The following is a 20,852-nucleotide window of genomic DNA, read 5'->3' on the forward strand; positions in this document are numbered from 1 at the left end:
CCACCGACACCCCCCGCGCGCCCGGGTTCAGTGACCGGCGGCGCGGGTGGCCGGATGGACGTGGAGCGGCAGCAGCCGGCGACCACCGGGGGTGGCTCGCAGGGCCGCGGCCGCGGCGAGGTGGTCCTCGCACAGGGTGACGAGCTCGGCATACCCCTCCGGCCCGATCAGCTCCACGAGCTCGTCGCGCAGCGAGAGGTAGACCGGCTCGGCGGCGGTGTGCGCGTCGGGGTGCCCGGTGCAGTACCAGTCGAGGTCGTGCCCGCCCGGCCCCCAGGCGCGGCGGTCGAACTCGCCGATCGAGATCTCCAGGTAGGAGGTGCCGTCCGCGAGCTCCACGTCGCGGTAGTCCCGCTTGAGCGGCAGCTGCCAGCACACGTCCGGCTTGGTCGTGTGCGGAGGGACACCGGTCGCGACGGCGTGCTGGTGCAGCGCGCAGCCGGCGCCGGCGGGGAAGCCGGGGCGGTTGAGGAAGATGCAGGCGCCGTCCACCACGCGGGTCGCGACCTCCGCCCGGTCGTGCTCCCCGTCCTGCACGCCGTGGCGCACCGACCAGCCCTCGTCCCGGCCTGGACCGTGCAGCTGCCACTCGTCGGGCCCCAGCTGCTCGACCACGGCCGCCACCCTGGCCACGTCGTCGGCGTCGGTGAAGTGGGCGCCGAGGGTGCAGCAGCCGGCGTCGGGCTGGTCCGCGTCGATGCCCGGGCACCGGCCCTCGCCGAAGAGGCAGTGCCAGCGCGAGGTGAGCCAGGTCAGGTCCAGCCGGAGCCGCTGGGCGGGCTCGGCAGGATCGGTCAGCTCGACCCACAGGCGAGGGGTGTCGAGCGGGGTCTCGGTCACCGGTTCAGGGTAGAGGGGAGGGAGAGGGGATAATGAGCCCATGCGCCTAGGTGTCATCGACGTGGGTTCGAACACGGTGCACCTGCTGGTCGTGGATGCCTACCACCCGGGTGCGCACCCGATGCCGGACTACTCCCACAGCACCGTGCTGCGGCTGGCCGAGCACATGACCCCAGGCGGCGACATCTCCGCCGAGGGGGCGCAGCTGCTCTCCCGCTTCGTGGGCGAGTGCGTCGAGGTCGCCGAGGAGCGCGGGGTCAAGCAGCTCATGGGCTTCGCGACCAGCGCGATCCGCGACGCAGGGAACACCGAGGACGTGCTGGCCCAGGTCAAGGCCTCCTCAGGAGTGGACCTCGACGTGCTGGAGGGTGACGCCGAGGCGCGGGTCACCTTCCTGGCGGCACGGCGCTGGTTCGGCTGGTCGGCGGGCCGGCTGCTGCTCATCGACATCGGCGGGGGCTCCCTGGAGCTGGCTGCCGGGCTCGACGAGGATCCGGACGTCGCCCTGTCGGTTCCCCTCGGCGCAGGCCGGCTGACCCGCGAGCTGAGCAAGGACCCACCCGGAGCCGGCGAGCTCAAGGTGCTGCGCAAGCGGGTCCGCTCCGAGATCGCCAGCCTCCAGCCCCGGCTGGCCCGGGTGGGCGAGCCGCAGCTGGCCGTCGGTACCAGCAAGACGATCCGCTCCCTGGCCCGGGCCTGTGGTGCGGCACCGCGGGCCGAGGGCCCCTACGTGCCCCGGACCCTGGCCCTGGCCGACCTCACCGAGCTGGTCCAGAAGCTGGCCCTGATGCCGGCGGCCAAGCGCGCGAACCTGCCCGGGGTCTCTGCCGCCCGCGCCCCGCAGCTGCTCGCCGGCGCGGTCGTCGTCGAGGCGTCCATGGACCTGCTCGGGCTGGACACGCTCACGGTCTGCCCCTGGGCCCTGCGGGAAGGTCTGATCCTGCGTTTCCTGGACTCCCTCACCGGCCGTGACGACTCCACGAACGGGTACCGGGCATGAACCACATCCCCGTGCACCTGTCGACCTCCTCGGTCTACCCCGAGAACGCCGCCTACGCCTTCGACCTGGCCCAGCGCCTGGGCTACGACGGCGTGGAGATCATGGTCTGGACCGATCCGGTCACCCAGGAGGCCGGCGCGCTCAACGCCCTGGCCGAGCTGCACGAGCTGGCGATCGGGGCCATCCACGCGCCCACCCTGCTCCTCGCCCAGCGGCTCTGGGGCTGGGAGCCGTGGGGCAAGATCGAACGCGCCCTGGACCTGGCGGCCGAGGTCGGCGCCCAGTGCGTCGTGGCCCATCCTCCCTTCCGGTGGCAGCGGGGGTATGCCGAGGGGTTCGTCGAGGGGGTGGCAGAGCGGGAGGAGCGCTGGGGCGTCCCGATCGCGGTGGAGAACATGTTCCCCTGGCGTACCGGGGCCTCGGCGATGCAGGCCTACCTGCCCGGGCCCGACCCGCGCCCCTATCCCTACGAGCACGTCACGCTGGACATCAGCCACGCCGCGACCGCCGGCACCGACGCCCTGGAGCTCGCCCGGGACCTGGGACCGCGGATCCGCCACGTGCACCTCGGCGACTCCTTCGGCTCGTTCAAGGACGAGCACCTGGTGCCCGGCCGGGGCGGTCAGCGCTGTCAGGAGGTGCTGGAGTTCCTCGTCGACCAGGACTTCACCGGCATCGTCAGCCTGGAGGTCGGCACCCGCCGCATGTCCTCCCCGTCGCGGGAGGAGGCGCTCGCCGAGTCCCTCGCCTTCGCCCGCGAGCACCTGGGCCAGCACGACCTGCCCGGCGCGCGGCGGCATACCTCCTGAAGGCACCGGGCAGTCCTCAAGGCGCTGTGCAGGCGGCAGCCTCGCGCGCGGCCCTGAGCACCCGCAGGCGTAGCCTTGCGCCCATGGACCTCGCCGATCTCAACCCCTCGGCCGTGCTGCGGCAGACCCTGCTGGGCGTGAGCCGCAACGACCAGCTCCGGCAGCTCATCCAGCAGGCGCCGGTCAGCCGGGACGTGGTCAAGCGCTTCGTCGCCGGCGAGGAGACGCCGGACGCCGTCCGCGTCGCGGGCGAGCTGGTCGAGACGCGGCGCCGGGTCACCATCGACTACCTCGGCGAGGACACCCTGGACCCGGAGCAGGCGGCCAGCACCAGGGACGCGTACCTGGAGCTGCTGGGTGCGCTCTCCGACGCCGGCCTGACCGCCGACGGGACCGTCGAGGTGAGCCTGAAGCTGTCCGCGCTGGGTCAGGCCCTGGGCCGCGACGGTCACCGCATCGCGCTGGACCACGCGCGCGCGGTCTGCCAGGCCGCCGCCAACGTCGGCACGACCGTGACCGTCGACATGGAGGACCACACCACGACCGACCTCACCCTGGCCACGGTGCGGGAGCTGCGCCAGGACTGGCCGTGGGTGGGGGTGGCCCTGCAGAGCTACCTCTACCGGACCGAGGAGGACTGCCGCGACCTCGCCCACGAGGGTTCGCGGGTGCGCCTGTGCAAGGGCGCCTACAAGGAGCCGGCGAGCGTGGCCTACCAGGACTCCGGCGATGTCGACCGGGCCTACGTGCGGTGCCTGAAGATCCTGCTGCAGGGTCAGGGCTACCCGATGGTGGCCAGCCACGACCCGCGGCTGATCGAGATCACCAGCGTGCTGGCGGCCAAGGCCCAGCGCTCCGCGGACAGCTTCGAGTTCCAGATGCTCCTCGGCATCCGACCGGAGGAGCAGCGGCGCCTCGCGGGTGCCGGCGCCCAGATGCGCGTCTACCTGCCCTACGGCCAGGACTGGTACGGGTACCTCGTCCGGCGGATGGCCGAGCGCCCCGCCAACCTGAGCTTCTTCCTGCGCGGCCTGGCGAGCCGGGGATGAGCAGGGGTGTGCAGGGGGACGGGCACAGGGATGAGCAGAGGGACGAGCAGGGTATGACGATCGCCGTCCTGGGCGCGGGGGTGATGGGCGGGACGTTGGTCGCCGCACTGGTCCGCTCCGGCCACCGGCCCTCCGACATCATCGTCGCCGACAAGTCCGCCGAACGGGCCGCGCAGGTGGCGCTGCCCCACGGTGCCCGGCACGACAGCGCCGAGGAGGCCGTGGCCGCGGCGCAGACCGTCGTGCTGGCCGTCAAGCCGCAGGACATGTCGGCGCTCATCGACCAGATCCGTGATCAGATGCGGCCGGAGACCCTCGTCGTGTCGATCGCCGCCGGGATCAGCACGGCGTTCCTGGAGGCCCGGCTGGCCGAGGGCACCTCGGTCGTGCGGGTGATGCCGAACACCCCGGCCCTGGTGGACCAGGGCATGTCCGCGCTCAGCCCGGGACGGCACTGCACGCCCGAGCACCTGGCTCAGGCCAGGGCCCTGCTGGAGCACGTGGGCCGCGTGATCGTGCTCGACGAGGGCCACCAGGACGCGGTCACCGCCATCAGCGGCAGCGGACCGGCCTACATCTTCTACGTGGTCGAGGCGATGATCGAGGCAGGGGTCCTGCTGGGGCTGCCCCGGGACACCGCGACAGAGCTCGTCGTCCAGACGTTGTATGGTGCCGCCACGATGATCCGCGAGACGGGGCACCACCCCACGGTGCTCCGTGAGCAGGTCTCCAGCCCCGGCGGCACCAGCGTTGCTGCGCTCCGGGCGCTCGAGGATCACAAGGTCAGGGCAGCCTTCCTCACCGCGATGGAGGCGGCCGCGGTCCGGTCCCGGGAGCTTTCTCCTCGGCCCGAGTGAGCCAGGGTGCAGGTCACCTCAGAGTTCACCCTGCCGGGCGAGGGACGCCGGAACCCGTATGACAGAGTAGGGAACATGAGCGAGATTCACGTGCGCGTCCTGGACGAGGACGAGTGGCAGACCTACAAGAGTGTGCGTCTGCGGGCGTTGCGTGAGTCTCCCGAGGCCTTCGTCGCCTCCGCCGAGGAGGAAGAGAGCCTGGAGGACGCGGTCTGGCAGGAGCGGCTCGCCCGCTCCCAGCGGCTGCTCGCCGAGGAGAACGGCGACGTGATCGGCGTGGCCAGCGTCGGCGGTGTCCACCGCACCCAGTCCGACGACATCGGCGAGCTCTTCGGCCTGTGGGTCCAGGCGGACCGCCGCGGCAGCGGCGTCGCCCGGCGGCTGCTCGAGCACGCCGCCGTCGTGGCCCGCGGCGCCGGCCTGAAGCAGCTGGTCTACTGGGTCGGGACCGACAACGGCCGCGCGGTCGCCTTCGCGTCCAGCTTCGGCTTCCGTCCGACCGACGACCGCCGCCCGATGCGGATCCACGGCGTCGACGCGGAGGACGCCGAGTCCGAGGAGATGAAGATGGTCTACCCCCTCGGGGACGCGGCCGGGGTTCCCACCTCTCTGTGACCTCCCACCCCTGAGCCCGGCCACGCCGGTCGGTGCCGGCCCAGGGTGGGCCATGCCGGCCTCTGTGCAGTCTCGACCGTCGGCGGGTCGGCCCCGGGCGTGGACTACGTTGGGCCCATGAGCGGCTCATGGGTGATGTGGGACGAGCGCTACACGGCCTACGACTTCGGACCGGGCCACCCCATGCACCCCAGCCGGCTCGATCTCACCTACCGGCTGGCCACGGCGCTGGGCCTGCTCGACCACGACGACGTCGAGGTGGTCCCCGTGGAGCCGGCCCGGGTGGCGGACCTGCTCACCGTGCACAGCCCGGACCATGTGACCGAGGTCAAGAAGGTCTCGGCCGACCCGAGCCTGGCCCGCGGCCGGCACGGCGTCGGCACCGAGGACACCCCCGCGTTCGCCGGCATGCACGAGGCCTCCTCCTACGGCGTCGGCGGCACCCTGGCGGCCTGCGAGGCCGTGTGGTCGGGGCGGACCAAGCGGGCGGTGAACATCGCCGGCGGGATGCACCACGCGATGCCCGAGGCGTCGGCGGGCTTCTGCGTCTACAACGACATCGCCGTGGGGATCAAGCGGATGCTGGACCTGGGCGCGGAGCGCGTGGTGTACCTCGACCTGGACGTGCACCACGGCGATGGCGTGGAGCGCGTCTTCTGGAACGACCCCCGGGTGCTGACCGTGTCGATGCACGAGAGCGGCCGGGCGCTCTACCCCGGGACCGGTTTCCCCGGCGACACCGGCGGCCCCAAGGCGCAGGACACGGCCGTCAACATCGCGCTGCCGCCGGGCACGGGCGACGAGGGGTGGCTGCGCGCCTACCAGGCGGTGGTCCCCACCATCGTCCGGGCCTTCAACCCGCAGGTCGTCGTCAGCCAGCACGGCTGCGACTGCCACTATGCCGACCCGCTGGCCCACCTGACCGTCTCGATGGACGCGCTGGCGGTGGCCTGCGGCTGGGTGGCCGAGCTGGCCGAGGACACCGCCGAGGGCCGCTGGGTCTCCCTGGGCGGTGGGGGGTATGAGCTGGTCGACGTCGTGCCCCGGGCCTGGACCCACCTCATCGGCGTGGTCACCGGTCGCCCCGTCGACCCCTCGGCGCCCGTGCCGCAGTCCTGGCGCGACTACGTCCTGGAGGTCTACGGCAGGGAGGCGCCGACGCTCATGGGGGACCGTGGTGGCCGGCCGATCCGCTACGGACGCTGGGAGGACGGCTACCAGCCCGAGGACCCCGTCGACTCGGCCATCATGGCCACCCGCCGCGCCATCTTCCCCGGCTGGGGACTCGACCCCTACTTCGACTGAGGACCTCGCGCCACGTGCGCCACAGCTGACTCGTTGGTCACGCCCGGCGTGTCAGGCTGGACTTTTCTTCCACAACGACTTTCGCAAGGACCACATCTGCCCCTATGGTTAGGCCCGACAACCAAGAGTCGGGTCAGCGTGCCGGAGGGGAAGCCGAGTTCGCACACCCGCGTGAAGAGAGACGGGATGCGTCCTATGGCAGATGAGCGCCAGCTCGCTGAGATGACGTTCATGACCGTGGCCGAGGTGGCCGCCGTCATGCGCGTGTCCAAGATGACGGTGTACCGCCTGGTGCACTCCGGAGAGCTTCCCGCCGTGCGCGTGGGCCGCTCGTTCCGTGTCCCGGAGCAGGCGGTGCACGACTACCTCCAGGACTCCTACCACGGCACCGCCTGAGGGCCTGCCCTCCGCAGCCGACCCCCGCCCCCGCACCGTCGCGTCTGGGTGGGCACGTTTGGGCGGTCCTGTCCCGCCGCGTTAGGCTGATCCAATCCGTTGTGCGCACCGGCCCGCGTCGAGAGCGCATGCACCACGACCGACGAACAAAGGACTGCCTATGGGCTCCGTGATCAAGAAGCGCCGCAAGCGCATGGCGAAGAAGAAGCACCGCAAGCTGCTGCGCAAGACGCGTCACCAGCGTCGCAACAAGAAGTGACTGAGAGTCCGGTCGCTGTCAGGTGGCCGGACCACCGCACAGGCATGGCGCCCCACCCCTCCGGGTCGGGCGCCATCGTCGTGCCCGGGAAGGAGGTCGGCATGTGGGACCGGTTGTGGCGGCGACGCCCTGAGGCCGCGAGCCGCCGGGCGGCGCAGCCCTCACCCGAGGTGGTCGTCGTGACCCGGGCGGGCTGCCACCTGTGCGAGGAGATGCTGGCGGTGGTGGGAGCCGGGCTTGGCCCCGGGGGGGAGCCCCGCACGCTCGACGTGGACGCCGCCCTGCGCGCCGGGCAGATCAGCGCCGAGCAGCACGAGCGGTGGACCACGCTGGTGCCGGTGCTGCTGGTCGACGGCCGGGAGGTGGCCCACTACCGGGTGGAGCCGGGGCAGCTCGCCGGGCTGCTGGGCCGCGACGACAAGGGTCGTGGATCCCCTGGATCCCGCCGTTTTGGAGGATGAGGGGGTCCCGCCATACAGTGAGGGGGTCCGCGTCGCCGTCGTGCAAGGGTCTGATATAAGCCCTCCCGGTCGACGCCGTCCAACGAGAGGAGCCGGTGCCGCCGTGATGGCCGAGTCCACCCGACGGGGGGTGCCGGAAGCCACCGTCGGACGACTCCCGGGTTATCTCCAGGCACTCTCCGGCCTCGCCGACCAGGGGCGGCGCTCCGTCTCCAGCGAGGAGCTCGCCGCCCTCGCCGGTGTCCGCTCGGCCCAGGTGCGCAAGGACCTGTCCCACCTCGGCTCCTACGGCGTGCGTGGCGTGGGCTACGACGTCGCGCGGCTCTCGGAGCAGGTCTCGGCCGAGCTGGGGCTCTCCCAGGACTGGCCCGTCGTCATCGTCGGCATGGGCAACCTGGGTCGTGCGCTGGCCGCCTACGGCGGTCTGGCCACCCGCGGCTTCCGCGTGGTCGCCGTGGCCGACCGCGACCCGGCCGTGGTCGGCACCACGGTGGAGGGTATGCCGGTCTGCCGCCTGGAGGACCTGGACCCGCTCACCACGCCGGTCTCGGTCGGTGTCATCACGACCCCGGGGGACCAGGCCCAGTCCGTCGCCGACCAGCTGGTCGCGCTCGGGGTGCGGTCCATCCTGACCTTCGCCCCCGGGGTGCTCACCGTCCCGGCCGATGTCGACGTGCGTGCCGTCGACCTCGGCACCGAGCTGCAGATCCTGGCCTTCCACCAGCACCAGCGCTCGCTGGTGACCGCCGAGGCCCAGACGGGGGTGGTCTCGTGAGCGTCCTGGTCGTCGGCATCTCCCACCACAGCGCTCCCATCGACCTGCTCGAGCGGGTGGCCCTCGACAACCAGGGCGCCGACGCACTGGCTCGGCAGGTGCATTCCGCCGGGAACGTCGAGGAGGCGATGGTGCTCGCCACCTGCAACCGCCTCGAGGTGGTCGTGGAGGCCAGCACCTTCCACGGTGCGGTGTCCGAGATCGGCGAGCTGCTGTGCGAGCTGAGCGGGCTGGACCACGACCAGCTGTCGCCGCACCTGTACGTGCACCACGACGAGCGCGCGGTGGCCCACCTGTTCAACCTGGCCTGCGGCCTGGACTCGATGGCGGTCGGAGAGAGCCAGATCCTGGGCCAGCTGCGCGCCGCGCTGGCCGCCGCCCAGCGGGACGCCCGCCTTGGACCGGCCCTGAACCCGCTGCTGCAGAAGGCGCTGCGGGTCGGCAAGCGGGCCCACGCCGAGACCTCCATCGACGAGGTGTCCCGCTCCCTGGTGACCCTCGGGCTAGACCAAGCCAGGCAGGTCCTGGGCGACCTGACCGAGGTCCGGACCGTCGTGCTGGGGGCCGGAGCCATGTCCGGTCTCGCCGTCGCGACCCTGGTGCGGGACGGGATCACCGATGTGACCGTCGTCAACCGCACCGGCGCCACCGCCAGGCGGCTCGCCGACCGTCACGGGGTGCGCGCGGCCGGCTGGCCGGAGATGGCGGCCCGAGCCGGTTCTGCCGACCTGCTCATCACCACGACCGGCGCGGTGGGTCAGGTGCTGGACGCGGCCGCGCTGGCCCAGGCCCGGCTGGACGCCGGCCGCACGGGTGCTCCCCAGGTCGTCCTCGACCTGGCCCTGCCCCGCGACATCGACCCCGAGGTGGGCCACCTGGCGGGCGTGCACCTGTGGGGCCTGGCCGAGCTGCAGGCCGAGGCCGAGCACGCCCGGCCCGCGACCCAGGACGCCACCCAGCAGGCCCAGGAGCAGGACGCCCTCGCCGCGGTGCGTGACCTGGTGACCGCCGAGGTCGCCGGCTACCTGACCGAGCGACGGGCTGCCCGGATCGCGCCCACCCTGGCTGCGCTGCGCTCCAGGGCCGCGAAGGTCGTCGACGCCGAGATGGCCCGCCTGGACCAGCGCCTGCCGCACCTGCCCGAGGACGAGCGCGCCGAGGTCCGGCGCACGGTCCAGCGGGTCGTGGACAAGCTGCTGCACACCCCGAGCGTCCGGGCCAGGCAGCTGCAGTCGGTCGACACCGGCGGCGTGGGCGACTACGGCCACGCCCTCCGCGAGCTGTTCGACCTCGACCCGCACGACATCGCGGTCGTCTCCTCCCCGCCGCCCGACATCGCGGTCGTCTCCTCAGCGCCGCCGACCGACCAAGGAGGTGCCCGGTGAGCGCCCGGTCCCTGCGTCTCGGCACCCGCGCCAGCGCGCTGGCCACGAGCCAGTCCGAGTGGGTCGCAGACCGGCTGCGCGCGGCCGGCCACGAGGTGGAGCTGGTGCTGGTCCGCACCGAGGGCGACGTCTCCCGGGCCAGCCTGCAGGAGATCGGCGGCACCGGGGTCTTCGCCTCCGCGCTGCGGGACTCCCTGCGACGCCGGGAGGTGGACCTGGCGGTCCACTCCCTCAAGGACATCCCCACCGCGCCCGAGCCCGACCTGACGATCGCGGCGGTCCCCGAGCGCGAGGACCCCCGCGACGTGCTCGTGGCCCGTGACGGCCTCACCCTGGCCGAGCTGCCCGCGGGCTCCGTCATCGGCACCGGCTCCCCGCGCCGGGCGGCCCAGCTCGCGCTGGCCCGCCCCGACCTGCAGGTCCGGGACATCCGCGGCAACGTCGGCACGCGGATCAACCTTGTCCACGACGGTGAGCTGGACGCGGTGGTCCTGGCCCGTGCCGGCCTGGCCCGCCTGGACCGGCTGGCCGACGCCACGGACACCCTCGAGCTGGGCATCATGCTCCCCGCGCCCGGCCAGGCCGCCCTCGCGGTGGAGTGCCGGGAGGACGACCTCGAGCTCGTCACGCTCCTGGCGCAGACCCTCGACCACGCTCCCACCCGGGCCGCGGTGACCGCCGAACGCGCCGTGCTGGCCGCCCTCGAGGCCGGCTGCACCGCCCCCATCGCCGCGCTGGCGACGCCGGCCGACCCGCCCGTCCCGGCCGAGCACCCCTCGGACGCCGCCGCCGGCGCGCTGTCCCTCTCTGTCTTCGTGGCGCTGCAGGACTTCACGCAGCGCCACGAGGCGACCGGCACCGATCCGGTCGCCCTGGGCCACGAGGTGGCCCAACAGCTGTTGACCGAGCAGTTGACGTCCCGTCCCGACCCCGCCGGCCTCGAGGCCGACCGTAGCCGCGGTGCGGCTGCCCGCGGGGCCTTCGAACCGGAGCCAGATCTGTGAGCACCGAAGCCTTCTCCATCCACCCCTCCCACCTGCCGACCCACGTGGCGGCCGCCCGCGTCGCCTTCGTCGGCGCCGGCCCCGGCGACCTCGGACTGCTCACCGTCCGGGCCCGGGACTACCTCGCGGCGGCTGACACCGTGGTGCTCGACAGCGCCGAGCTGGTCGAGCAGCTGGGTCCCTGGACCCGGGACGACGCCGACTTCGTCCTCACCACGACCGACAGCGGACGCGAGCGCACCGACGCGGCGCGCGTCAAGCTGCTCGTGCGCACCGCGACCCGGTACGCCGACCCGAGCCACCTGGTCGTCCGGCTCCTCGAGGGCGACCCGGTCGCCGACCCGGCCCTGACCCGCGAGGCGAGCGGCTGCCGCGAGGCCGGCATCCCCTTCGAGATCGTGCCGGGCGTGGCGACCGTCTGGTCGGTGCCGGCCTACGCCGGGATGCCCCTGTCCGGCACCGTCGGCAAGGGCGGCGCTCTGCACCTCATCGACGCCGAGGACTCGGGCACCGACTGGAGCCGTTCGGTCGACGACGAGATCACCGTGGTGGTCATGGGCTGCGGTGACCCGCTGCAGAAGGCCTTGACCGGCCTGCTCGAGGCCGGCCGGGACCCGCAGACCCCGGTCGCGCTCACCGAGCACGGCACCACCGTGCGCCAGCAGACGAGCGTGCTGTCCCTGGGCGAGACCGTCGAGGCCCTGGCGACGGGTGCCGCCGCCTGTCCCGACGCCTCGATCGCCGTCGTCGGGCACCCGGTGGAGCTGCGCTCCGAGCTGTCCTGGTGGGAGAGCCGGCCGTTGTTCGGCTGGTCGGTGCTGGTGCCCCGCACCAAGGAGCAGTCCGGCTCGATGACCGCCCGCATCGCGGCCTACGGCGCCACGTCCTCCGTCGTGCCGACGATCAGCGTCGAGCCGCCCCGCACCCCGCAGCAGATGGACCGCGCGATCAAGGGTCTCGTCACCGGCCGCTACGAGTGGATCGGCTTCACCTCCGTCAACGCGGTGAAGGCCATCCGGGAGAAGTTCGAGGAGCTGGGCCTGGACGCCCGGGCCTTCGCCGGGCTCAAGCTGGCAGCCGTCGGCGGCGTCACCGCCGACGCCCTGCGCGAGTGGGGCCTGGAGCCCGACCTGGTGCCCACCGGCGAGCACTCCGCCCGCGGCCTGCTCGAGGTCTGGCCGCCCTACGACGAGGTGCTGGACCCGATCGACCGGGTCTTCCTGCCCCGCGCGGACATCGCCACCGACACCCTCGTCGCGGGCCTGCAGGACATGGGCTGGGAGGTGGACGACGTGACGGCATACCGGACCGTGCGTGCCTCCCCGCCCCCGGCCCCGGTCCGGGAGGCGATCAAGGGCGGTGCCTTCGACGCCGTCTGCTTCACCTCCTCCTCGACCGTGCGCAACCTGGTCGGGATCGCCGGCAAGCCGCACCCCAACACCGTCGTGGCCTGCATCGGTCCGGCTACCGCGCAGACCGCGCAGGAGCACGGGCTGCGGGTCGACGTGGTGGCGGGCGAGGCCAGCTCGGTGGCGCTGGTGGACGCCCTGGCCGAGCACGCCCGGCACCTGGCCGAGGCGGCTCAGGCCGCCGGCGAGCCGGTCGTACGGCCCAGCCAGCGCAAGGCCACCGCCCGGCGCTCGCGGTCCCGCCGGTGATGCCCCAGCCGATCCAGCCGATCCAGCCGGTCCAACCGAGCCGGCCGGTCCCGCCGGTCTCGCGTCCGCACGAGCGGCCCCGCCGGCTGCGCACCACCCCGGCCCTGCGCCGGCTGGTCGCGGAGACCAGCGTGCGGCCCGCCGAGCTGATCCTGCCGGTCTTCGTCCGTGACGGGATCGAGGAGCCGGCGCCGATCGGCTCCATGCCGGGCGTGCTCCAGCACACCCCCGACAGCCTGGTCGCCGCCGCCCGGGAGGCGGTAGCGCTGGGTGTCGGCGGCATCATGGTCTTCGGGGTGCCGCGGCCCGAGGACAAGGACGCCACCGGCTCCTGCGGGCTGCGGCCCGACGGGGTGCTCAACGTCGGGCTGCGCCGGCTGCGGGACGAGCTGGGCGACAGCACGGTCCTGATGAGCGATCTGTGCCTGGACGAGTTCACCGACCACGGCCACTGCGGGGTACTCACCGACGACGGGCGCGTCGACAACGACGCCACCCTCGAGGTGTACGCGCAGATGGCGGTCGCCCAGGCGGAGGCCGGTGCCCACGTCGTCGCCCCCAGCGGGATGATGGACGGCCAGGTCCGCGTGGTCCGTGAGGCCCTCGACCAGGCCGGGCACCAGGACGTCGCCGTCCTGGCCTACACCGCCAAGTACGCCTCGGCCGCCTACGGCCCGTTCCGCGAGGCGGTGGCCTCCACCCTGCAGGGCGACCGGGCCACCTACCAGCAGGACCCGGCCAACCGCACCGAGAGCCTGCGCGAGCTGCGCCTCGACCTCGCCGAGGGTGCCGACATGGTCATGGTCAAGCCGGCCCTGCCCTACCTCGACGTGCTCTCCGACGTCGCGCAGGCATCCGACGTGCCGGTCGCGGCCTACCAGGTCAGCGGGGAGTACGCGATGATCGAGGCCGCCGCGGCCCAGGGCTGGCTGGACCGGGACCGGATGGTCCTGGAGACGCTGACCTCGATCCGTCGCGCAGGGGCCCAGAGCGTCCTCACCTACTACGCCGTGCACGCGGCCCGCCTGCTGCAGGGCCAGGGGCGATGACCCGCTGGCTGGACCCGCAGGAGCAGCACGCATGGCGGGCGATCCTGCGCTCGGCCCACGTGCTGCGGGTCGCGATGGACGAGGCCCTCGCCCCCCACGGGGTGTCCCTGGGGGAGTACGAGCTGCTGAGCATGCTCTCCGAGGCGCCCGGGTGCCGGATGCGGATGTCGGTCCTGGCCGACCTCATCGTCCAGTCCCGCAGCCGGGTCAGCCACACCGCCACCCGGCTCGAGCGGCAGGGCTGGGTCGAACGGGCACCCAGCCGCGAGGACGGCCGGGGCGTGGAGCTGGCCCTCACCGCGGAGGGACGGGCCCGGCTCAGCGAGCTGGCACCCATCCACGTCGAGAGCGTGCGGACCGCGTTCCTGGACCACCTGATGCGGGAGGAGCTGCTGGCCCACGGAGAGCTGATGCGCCGCGTCCTGGTCGCCACCCGCCGCAGCGACGACGAGGCCAGCGACGCCGTCTGAGCCCGTGCCCGGCCGGGGCCGCGCGGCGTCGGTGCCCCGACCCGGCGCCCCTCCCGCCCCGCGCCTACCCTGGAGGGTATGACGCACCCGGTCACCCCCTACCCCCTGGACGCACCCATCTCGGAGGAGCTGCTCGGCCGGGCCCGGGAGGTCATCCCCGGCGGGGTCAACTCCCCAGTCCGTGCCTTCCGCTCGGTCGGCGGCACGCCGCGGTTCATGGAGCGGGCGCAGGGGCCGTGGCTGTGGGACGCCGACGGACGTCGCTACGTCGACCTCGTCTGCTCCTGGGGGCCGATGATCCTGGGCCACGCCCACCCTGACGTGCTGGCCGCGGTCAGCGAGGCCGCGGCGCAGGGCTTCTCGTTCGGGACGCCCACGGCGCGGGAGGTCGCGCTGGCCGAGGAGATCGTCGCGCGGGTCGAGCCCGTCGAGCAGGTGCGGCTGGTCAACTCCGGCACCGAGGCGACGATGAGCGCGCTGCGCCTGGCGCGTGGGTTCACCGGCCGTTCCGTGGTCGTGAAGTTCGCTGGGTGCTACCACGGTCACGTCGACGCGCTGCTGGCGCAGGCCGGCTCGGGGGTGGCGACCTTCGCGCTGCCCGACAGCTCCGGCGTGCCGCAGAGCGCGGCCGGCGAGACGGTCGTGCTGCCCTACAACGACGTGCCCGCCCTCGAGCAGCTCTTCGCCGAGCGCGGCGACCAGGTCGCCGCGGTGATCACCGAGGCGGCCCCCGGCAACATGGGGGTCGTGCCGCCGGAGCCCGGTTTCACCGACGCCCTGCGCCGGGTGACCCGCGAGCACGGCGCGCTGCTCATCAGTGACGAGGTGATGACCGGGTTCCGGTGCTCGCGAGCCGGCTGGTACGGGTTGGAGGGTGCTCCGCAGGGCGGGGCCCCGGACCTGTTCACCTTCGGCAAGGTCATGGGCGGCGGCTTCCCGACCGCGGCCTTCGGCGGTCGCGCCGACGTGATGGCGCTGCTCGCCCCGGAGGGGCCGGTCTACCAGGCGGGGACCCTGTCCGGGAACCCGGTCGCCTCCGCCGCGGGCCTGGCCACCCTGCAGGCCTGCACCGACCAGACCTACCACCGGCTGGACCAGGTGAGCCAGGCGCTCGCCGGTGCGGTGACCGAGTCGTTCACGCGGCACGGCGTACCCCACCGGATCCAGTGGGCCGGCTCGATGTTCTCCGTCTTCTTCCGCGAGGGTGCGGTGCGCAACTACACCGATGCGCAGGCGCAGGACCAGGAGCGCTTCGCCCGGTTCTTCCATGCCATGCTGCGCCGCGGCGTCCACCTGCCACCCAGCTGCTTCGAGGCGTGGTTCGTCTCCGCCGCGCACGACGACGAGGCGGTCGAGGTGGCGGTCGCGGCGATCCAGGAGAGCGCGGCGGAGGTCGCCTGAGCGGGTCCGGCGAGCGGCGCCAGACAGGTCCGCCGCCACCGACCAAGGCGCCAGGGTCGTACTCCTGCGCGCTGAGCGGCTGCACGTCGAGACTGCAGGTGAGTGCGCCGGCCGCGGCATAGGTCCTCGCGCGTCCGGCCAGCGGTCGTGCGCTCAGAGGGTGCCCAGAGTCTCGTGGGACAATCGGCACATGACCTCTGCCGACCGTGACGCCGCCCTGAGCGACGACGCCGGCCGGTCGGACCGCGCCGACACTCGCCGGACCCTGTACGACGGGATGCCGGTGACGCTGGTGCACGTGGTGCGCCATGGCGAGGTCCACAATCCCGGCAGGATCCTCTACGGCCGGCTGCCCGGCCACCACCTCTCCGAGCGAGGCCATCAGATGGCCCGGGCCGCGGCCGACCACCTGGCTCAGCGGGACGTGGTCCACGTCGTGAGCTCGCCCCTGGAGCGCGCGCGGGAGACCGCGACGCCGATCGCGGAGGCGCACGGCCTGCCCGTCGCCCTGGATGACAACCTCATCGAGAGCAGCAACGTCCTGGAGGGTCTGGTCGTCGATGCCGCCGCCCTGCGCTCCCGGTGGCGGCACCTGCTCAACCCGCTACGCCCGTCGTGGGGTGAGCCGTACCGGCAGATCGCCGCCCGCATGCAGGACGCGCTGGCTGACGCCCGGCGGCGCGCCGAGGGGCACGAGGCGGTCATGGTCAGCCACCAGCTGCCGATCTGGATGCTGCGCCGCTCCATCCAGGGCCGACGGTTGGTCCACCATCCCCGACGCCGCGAGTGCAGCCTGGCGTCGGTGACCAGTGTCCTCTTCCACGGCACCTTCCCGGTGCGGGTGATGTATGCCGAGCCCGCCGCCCACCTGCTCGCCGGGGCGGTCGACGTCACCGGTGCCTCCCGGGAGGCGCTGCCCTGATGACCAGACACTTCACGCACAGGCTGGCCGAGGCCAGGAGCACGGCCCGGAACGAGGCCAGGAGCACGGCCCGGAACGAGGCGACGCGCACGGCCAGGAGCAAGGCCAGGAGCAAGGCCAGGAGCAGGACGAGCCGCACGGCGCTGGTCTCCGCCGCCGCGGCGCTCCTGCTGCTCTCGGCCTGCTCCGACGACGGCACGAGCATCAACGACCAGATGCGCCAGGGTGACCAGAAGGGCTACGTCGCCGGCGACGGGCGGATCGAGCAGCTGGCCCCCGAGGACCGCAGCACGGTCATCGAGCTGTCCGGGACCACCCTCGAGGACGACCCGTGGACCTCGGCGGAGCACCTGGGGGAGATCGTGGTCATCAACGTCTGGGGGTCCTGGTGCGGGCCCTGCGACGCCGAGGCACCCGACCTGGTCGAGGTGTCCGAGGCCTTCGCCGAGGCCGGTGAACCGGTCACCTTCATCGGTGTCAACCACCGCGACAGCGTCCAGAACGCGATCGCCTTCGAGCGCCGCCACGGGGTCCCCTACCCCTCCCTCCTCGACGACGGCGGCCGCACCCTGGCGCAGCTGCAGGGTCTGGCCACCTCCCGGCCGACGACGATGCTGCTCGACGGCGAGGGCCGCGTCGCCGCCCGCGTCAACGGGCAGGTAGACGCGAGCACGCTGCGCGGGCTGGTCGAGGACGTGCTCGCCGACGAGCCCGCCGCAGAGGCCGCCACGCAGACCGCCGACGAGACAGTCCCCGGGGCCGCCGACGAGACAAGCCGCGGGGCTTCCCGATGAACGAGCTGGTCCTCTCCGGCCCGCTGCTCCTGGCCGCTCTCGTCGCCGCGCTGGCCGGCCTGGTCTCCTTCGCCTCCCCGTGCGTGCTCCCGCTCGTGCCTGGCTTCCTCGGGTATGTCGGCGGCATGGCACCGGTCGCGACGCGCGGCACTGCCACCGACACCGCGTCAGCTTCGGCAGGGGCGTCCTCGGCCGGCACGTCGACGGCCACCTCCACCCGCACGCGGGCCGCAGCCCCCACCGGTCGCGGGCGCCTCATGCTCGGGGCGGTGCTCTTCGTGCTCGGCTTCACCGCCGTCTTCCTGTCGATGAGCGTGGTCATCTCCGGGCTCGGGCTGGTCCTCACCCGGCACCAGGGCCTGCTCCTGCAGGTCGCCGGGGCCCTCGTCATCGTCCTGGGTCTGGTCATGGTGCTCCAGCCGGGCGCCAGCTGGCAGGTGCGGTGGCGCCCGGCTGCCGGGCTGGCCGGCGCACCTCTCTTGGGCGTCGCCTTCGGGCTGGGCTTCACCGCCTGCACCGGACCGGCCCTGGTGGCCATCCAGACGCTGGGCACCTCGATCATCCCGGGCCAGGACCAGGTGGGGCGCGCGCTGGTGCTGGGCACGGCATACTCCCTCGGCCTGGGCCTGCCCTTCCTGCTCATGGCGGCCGGCCTGGGCTGGGTGAGCCGGGCCTCGCGCTGGGTGCGTGACCACTACCTGGTGATCCAGCGGACCGGCGGTGGCCTGCTGATCCTGCTCGGCCTGCTCATGGTGACCGGCTTCTGGGCCGAGGCCACCGCCTGGGTGCAGACCCGGTTCGTCTCGGGCTTCGAGACGGTGCTCTAGGCATGGCGACACCGACCGGAGAGCAGCAGCGGATCGAGCCGGACTACCCCAAGGACCGCACCCAGCTGGGTGGTCCCCGGCTGGGCGTGGTCGGCTGGGCGCGGTGGGCCTGGCGGCAGCTGACCAGCATGCGGACCGCGCTGGCCCTGCTGCTCCTGCTCGCCGTCGCCGCGATCCCGGGGTCGATCTGGCCCCAGCGCAGCGTGGACCCGGTCCGGGTGCGCGCCTTCTTCGATGACAACCCGGAGCTGGCGCCGTGGCTGGACCGGCTCTACCTCTTCGACGTCTACTCCTCGCCGTGGTTCGCGGCGATCTACCTGCTGCTGATGATCAGCCTGGTCGGCTGCATCCTGCCCCGGATGCGGCAGCACCTGGGCTCGCTGCGCGCCGAGCCCCCCAGGGCGCCGCGCCGGCTCGGCCGGATGCCCGTGCGCCGGCACGCCACCCTCGACGCCACCCCGGCAGAGGTGGTGGCCGCGGCGCGCGCCGCGCTGGGGGACAAGCGTTTCCGGCTGAGGGGCGAGGACGAGGACGCCCTCGCCGTCTCGGCCGAGAAGGGCTACCTGAAGGAGACCGGCAACCTCGTCTTCCACCTGGCGCTGCTCGGCATCATCGTGGCGGTCGGTGCCGGCAGCCTGTTCGGCTGGCGCGGGGAGATCATCATCAAGGAGGGGGAGGCGTGGACCGCCGACGCGGGCACCTTCGACACCCTCAACCTGGGCCCGCTGGTCGACGAGCTGGACATCCCCGCGTTCACCCTGACCCTGGAGCGGCTCGACGTCGAGTTCGAGAGCCAGGCCGAGGGCGCGCAGTTCGGTCAGCCCCGCCGGTTCGAGGGTGTGGCGACCGTCGAGGTGCCCGGGCAGGAGCCGCGGCAGCAGGACTTCGCGGTCAACCAGCCTCTGTCCGTCGACGGCGACTCGGTCTACCTGCTCGGCAACGGCTATGCCCCGGTCGTCACCGTCCGCGACGCGCAGGGCGAGATTCTCTTCTCCGACGCGGTGACCTTCCTGCCGCAGGACAACAACTACGGCAGCGAGGGTGCGGTCAAGGTGCCGGGGCGCGACCCCGGCCTGGGCCTGGTCGGCGGCTTCTTCCCGACGTTCACCGCCACCGAGGACGCCATGGGCTCCGCCTTCCCCGGCCTGGCCGACCCGCGGCTGATCCTCACCGCCTTCGAGGGTGAGCTCTTCCCCGACGGCCGACCGCAGTCGGTCTTCTCCATCGACACCGAGGAGATGACCCAGCTCACCCTGGACAACGGCGACCCGGTGGCCTTCGCCCTGCAGCCGGGGGACACCTACGAGCTCCCGGACGGGACCGTCGTGGAGTTCGAGGGGATCATCCGCTGGGGCGGGCTGCTGGTCCGCCACGACCCCGGCCGGATGCCGGCGCTGGTGATCTCGATGCTCGCGCTGGCCGGCCTGGCCCTCATGCTGGGGGTCAAGCGCCGCCGCGTCTACGTGCGCGTCGAGCCGGGCTCGGCGGGGCCGGGCGGGCAGCGGCATACTGGAGTGACCGTCGCCGGCCTGCCCAAAGGCACCGACCCCGGCCTGGACGGCGTGGTCGAGGACGTGCTGGCGCGGATCGCCCAGGCCGTCGATTCGCAGCAGAGCAGCACGACACCGGCACGGACGGCACGACAGACTGCAGAACACACTCAGAACAAGGACGAGGCATGACCGACCCCACCATGGCCATGACCAGCGACATCGCGATCTGGGTCGCGATCGCGGTGCTGGCCCTCGCGCTGATCGCCTTCTCGGTGCACCTGGCCCTGGCCGGGGCGGCCACCGACCGTCGCGCTGACGTCAAGGCCCGGCAGAAGGTGGGCGCTGCCGTGGCCGGTGGCAGCACGGCCGGTGGCGCGCTGACCACCACCTTCCCCGGCGAGCCGGTCGACGAGCAGACCTCGACCGGGCCCACGGCCACGAGCACCGCGCTGGCGCCCCCCACCGACGGCGCCACCAGCCCCGCGGCCCGGCGCTGGGGCGTCATCGGGCTGCAGCTGACCTGGTTGGCGACCCTGCTCGTCGTCGCCGGCACGGTCTTCCGGATGCTCTCGGTGACCCGGGCCCCCCTGGGCAATATGTACGAGTTCGTGCTGGTCACCGCCTCGTTCGCCCTCCTGGTCTACTCCGCGTGGAGCCTGCGCCGGGCGCGGCTGTGGCTGGGGATCTTCGTCGTCCTGCCGGTCACCCTCATGCTGGTCGCGGCCAAGCTGTGGTGGTACACCGAGGCCTCCCAGCTGATGCCGGCCCTGGAGAGCGCCTGGCTGATCATCCACGTGACGATCGCCACCCTCTCCATCGCGTTGTTCGTCATCGGTGCGGGCCTGGCCACGGCCTACCTCGTCAAGGACCGCGCCGAGACCAAGGGCAGCGTCCGCGGGTGGCTGGCGGCGCTGCCGGCCGCGCCCGCCCTGGAGCGGATGACCTACGGCATCCACGTCCTGGCCTTCCCGCTGTGGACCTTCACCGTCATCTCCGGCGCGATCTGGGCCGAGCAGGCCTGGGGCCGCTACTGGGGCTGGGACCCCAAGGAGACGTGGTCCTTCGTCATCTGGGTGGTGTATGCCGCCTACCTGCACGCCCGCGCGACGTCCAGTTGGTCCACCCGCAAGGCGACCTGGGTCGCCATCGTCGGCTTCCTCTGCATCGTCATCAACTACACGATCGTCAACCTGCTGATGACCGGCCTGCACTCCTACTCGGGGGTGGCGAGCTGATGCTGCTGGCGCGCTACACCGCGATGCGCTTCCTGCTCTTCGTCGGCTTCTTCGCCATCTTCATCCTCTTCCTGCCGCCGCTGTGGGCCGTGGTCGCCGGGCTGCTCGCCTCGATGGCCGCCTCCTTCTTCATCCTGCGGCCCGACCGCGACCGGCTGGCGGCGAACCTGGAGCAGCGGGTGGAGAAGCAGATCACCCGGCGGCGCGAGCAGATCGACTCCGAGCGCACCGCCGAGGACTGAGCGCCC

Annotated in this window: 23 protein-coding genes; 22 read left to right on the plus strand and 1 reads right to left on the minus strand. The window is 73.0% G+C overall.

Annotated elements, in window-relative coordinates; translation table 11 throughout:
- Positions 1-27 precede the first annotated feature (27 nt).
- Positions 28-840 (minus strand): DUF3109 family protein, encoded by an 813-nt coding sequence (locus ESZ52_RS02410; protein ID WP_131103531.1) that lies wholly within the window; start codon positions 838-840, stop codon positions 28-30.
- A gap of 40 nt (positions 841-880) precedes the next feature.
- Here ESZ52_RS02410 and ESZ52_RS02415 point away from each other — a divergent pair, with 40 nt between their 5' ends.
- The 22 genes from ESZ52_RS02415 (at position 881) to ESZ52_RS02520 (ending at position 20,846) form a co-directional block, all read left to right on the plus strand.
- Positions 881-1,840 carry a Ppx/GppA family phosphatase gene (locus ESZ52_RS02415; protein ID WP_131103532.1) on the plus strand — a complete coding sequence of 320 codons (960 nt, stop codon included), beginning with the start codon at positions 881-883 and terminating at the stop codon, positions 1,838-1,840.
- Positions 1,837-2,649, plus strand: a complete 813-nt coding sequence (locus tag ESZ52_RS02420) for a sugar phosphate isomerase/epimerase family protein (RefSeq protein WP_131103533.1) — start codon at positions 1,837-1,839, stop codon at positions 2,647-2,649. The genes ESZ52_RS02415 and ESZ52_RS02420 overlap by 4 nt, the downstream gene beginning before the upstream one ends.
- A gap of 83 nt (positions 2,650-2,732) precedes the next feature.
- Positions 2,733-3,698 (plus strand): proline dehydrogenase family protein, encoded by a 966-nt coding sequence (locus ESZ52_RS02425; RefSeq protein ID WP_181009802.1) that lies wholly within the window; start codon positions 2,733-2,735, stop codon positions 3,696-3,698.
- A 53-nt stretch (positions 3,699-3,751) separates the two neighbouring features.
- Entirely contained in the window at positions 3,752-4,555 is an 804-nt protein-coding gene (gene proC / locus ESZ52_RS02430) for a pyrroline-5-carboxylate reductase (protein WP_131103534.1), read from the plus strand.
- Positions 4,556-4,630: 75 nt separating this feature from the next.
- Positions 4,631-5,170: a GNAT family N-acetyltransferase gene (locus tag ESZ52_RS02435; protein ID WP_131103535.1), complete on the plus strand. Its 540-nt coding sequence runs from the start codon at positions 4,631-4,633 to the stop codon at positions 5,168-5,170.
- Between the two features lie 117 nt (positions 5,171-5,287).
- Positions 5,288-6,475 carry an acetoin utilization protein AcuC gene (locus tag ESZ52_RS02440; protein ID WP_131103536.1) on the plus strand — a complete coding sequence of 396 codons (1,188 nt, stop codon included), beginning with the start codon at positions 5,288-5,290 and terminating at the stop codon, positions 6,473-6,475.
- A gap of 195 nt (positions 6,476-6,670) precedes the next feature.
- Positions 6,671-6,871, plus strand: coding sequence for a helix-turn-helix domain-containing protein (locus ESZ52_RS02445; RefSeq protein WP_131103537.1), 201 nt, complete (start codon positions 6,671-6,673; stop codon positions 6,869-6,871).
- Between the two features lie 160 nt (positions 6,872-7,031).
- Positions 7,032-7,130, plus strand: a complete 99-nt coding sequence (locus ESZ52_RS02450) for a 30S ribosomal protein bS22 (protein WP_003792170.1) — start codon at positions 7,032-7,034, stop codon at positions 7,128-7,130.
- 44 nt (positions 7,131-7,174) lie between these two features.
- Entirely contained in the window at positions 7,175-7,591 is a 417-nt protein-coding gene (locus ESZ52_RS19080; protein ID WP_181009803.1) for a thioredoxin domain-containing protein, read from the plus strand.
- A 106-nt stretch (positions 7,592-7,697) separates the two neighbouring features.
- Positions 7,698-8,366 (plus strand): redox-sensing transcriptional repressor Rex, encoded by a 669-nt coding sequence (locus ESZ52_RS02460; RefSeq protein ID WP_131103538.1) that lies wholly within the window; start codon positions 7,698-7,700, stop codon positions 8,364-8,366.
- Positions 8,363-9,751, plus strand: coding sequence for a glutamyl-tRNA reductase (locus ESZ52_RS02465; RefSeq protein WP_131103539.1), 1,389 nt, complete (start codon positions 8,363-8,365; stop codon positions 9,749-9,751). The genes ESZ52_RS02460 and ESZ52_RS02465 overlap by 4 nt, the downstream gene beginning before the upstream one ends.
- Positions 9,748-10,755, plus strand: a complete 1,008-nt coding sequence (gene hemC / locus ESZ52_RS02470) for a hydroxymethylbilane synthase (protein WP_131103540.1) — start codon at positions 9,748-9,750, stop codon at positions 10,753-10,755. Before ESZ52_RS02465 ends, hemC begins: the two co-directional genes overlap by 4 nt.
- On the plus strand, positions 10,752-12,413 hold the full coding sequence (locus ESZ52_RS02475; protein WP_131103541.1) for a bifunctional uroporphyrinogen-III C-methyltransferase/uroporphyrinogen-III synthase: 1,662 nt from the start codon (positions 10,752-10,754) through the stop codon (positions 12,411-12,413). Before hemC ends, ESZ52_RS02475 begins: the two co-directional genes overlap by 4 nt.
- Positions 12,413-13,462 (plus strand): porphobilinogen synthase, encoded by a 1,050-nt coding sequence (gene hemB / locus ESZ52_RS02480; RefSeq protein ID WP_131103542.1) that lies wholly within the window; start codon positions 12,413-12,415, stop codon positions 13,460-13,462. Before ESZ52_RS02475 ends, hemB begins: the two co-directional genes overlap by 1 nt.
- A complete protein-coding gene (locus tag ESZ52_RS02485; RefSeq protein ID WP_131103543.1) occupies positions 13,459-13,932 on the plus strand; it encodes a MarR family winged helix-turn-helix transcriptional regulator in 474 nt (157 codons plus the stop codon). Before hemB ends, ESZ52_RS02485 begins: the two co-directional genes overlap by 4 nt.
- Positions 13,933-14,010: 78 nt before the next feature.
- Positions 14,011-15,333, plus strand: a complete 1,323-nt coding sequence (gene hemL, locus ESZ52_RS02490; RefSeq protein WP_131103544.1) for a glutamate-1-semialdehyde 2,1-aminomutase — start codon at positions 14,011-14,013, stop codon at positions 15,331-15,333.
- 190 nt (positions 15,334-15,523) lie between these two features.
- On the plus strand, positions 15,524-16,255 hold the full coding sequence (locus ESZ52_RS02495) for a histidine phosphatase family protein (protein WP_337590184.1): 732 nt from the start codon (positions 15,524-15,526) through the stop codon (positions 16,253-16,255).
- Entirely contained in the window at positions 16,255-17,049 is a 795-nt protein-coding gene (locus ESZ52_RS02500) for a TlpA family protein disulfide reductase (protein WP_131103545.1), read from the plus strand. The genes ESZ52_RS02495 and ESZ52_RS02500 overlap by 1 nt, the downstream gene beginning before the upstream one ends.
- The gene (locus tag ESZ52_RS02505) at positions 17,046-17,876 is read left to right on the plus strand and encodes a cytochrome c biogenesis CcdA family protein (protein WP_131103546.1); all 831 of its coding nucleotides are present in this window, start codon (positions 17,046-17,048) and stop codon (positions 17,874-17,876) included. Before ESZ52_RS02500 ends, ESZ52_RS02505 begins: the two co-directional genes overlap by 4 nt.
- A 2-nt stretch (positions 17,877-17,878) precedes the next feature.
- Positions 17,879-19,558: a cytochrome c biogenesis protein ResB gene (gene resB / locus ESZ52_RS02510; RefSeq protein ID WP_131103547.1), complete on the plus strand. Its 1,680-nt coding sequence runs from the start codon at positions 17,879-17,881 to the stop codon at positions 19,556-19,558.
- Positions 19,555-20,604 carry a c-type cytochrome biogenesis protein CcsB gene (ccsB, locus tag ESZ52_RS02515; RefSeq protein ID WP_131103548.1) on the plus strand — a complete coding sequence of 350 codons (1,050 nt, stop codon included), beginning with the start codon at positions 19,555-19,557 and terminating at the stop codon, positions 20,602-20,604. The genes resB and ccsB overlap by 4 nt, the downstream gene beginning before the upstream one ends.
- Positions 20,604-20,846 (plus strand): DUF4229 domain-containing protein, encoded by a 243-nt coding sequence (locus ESZ52_RS02520; protein ID WP_131103549.1) that lies wholly within the window; start codon positions 20,604-20,606, stop codon positions 20,844-20,846. The genes ccsB and ESZ52_RS02520 overlap by 1 nt, the downstream gene beginning before the upstream one ends.
- Positions 20,847-20,852: the final 6 nt, after the last annotated feature.

This window comes from Ornithinimicrobium sufpigmenti (assembly GCF_004322775.1).
GTDB classification, from domain to species: domain Bacteria; phylum Actinomycetota; class Actinomycetes; order Actinomycetales; family Dermatophilaceae; genus Ornithinicoccus; species Ornithinicoccus sufpigmenti.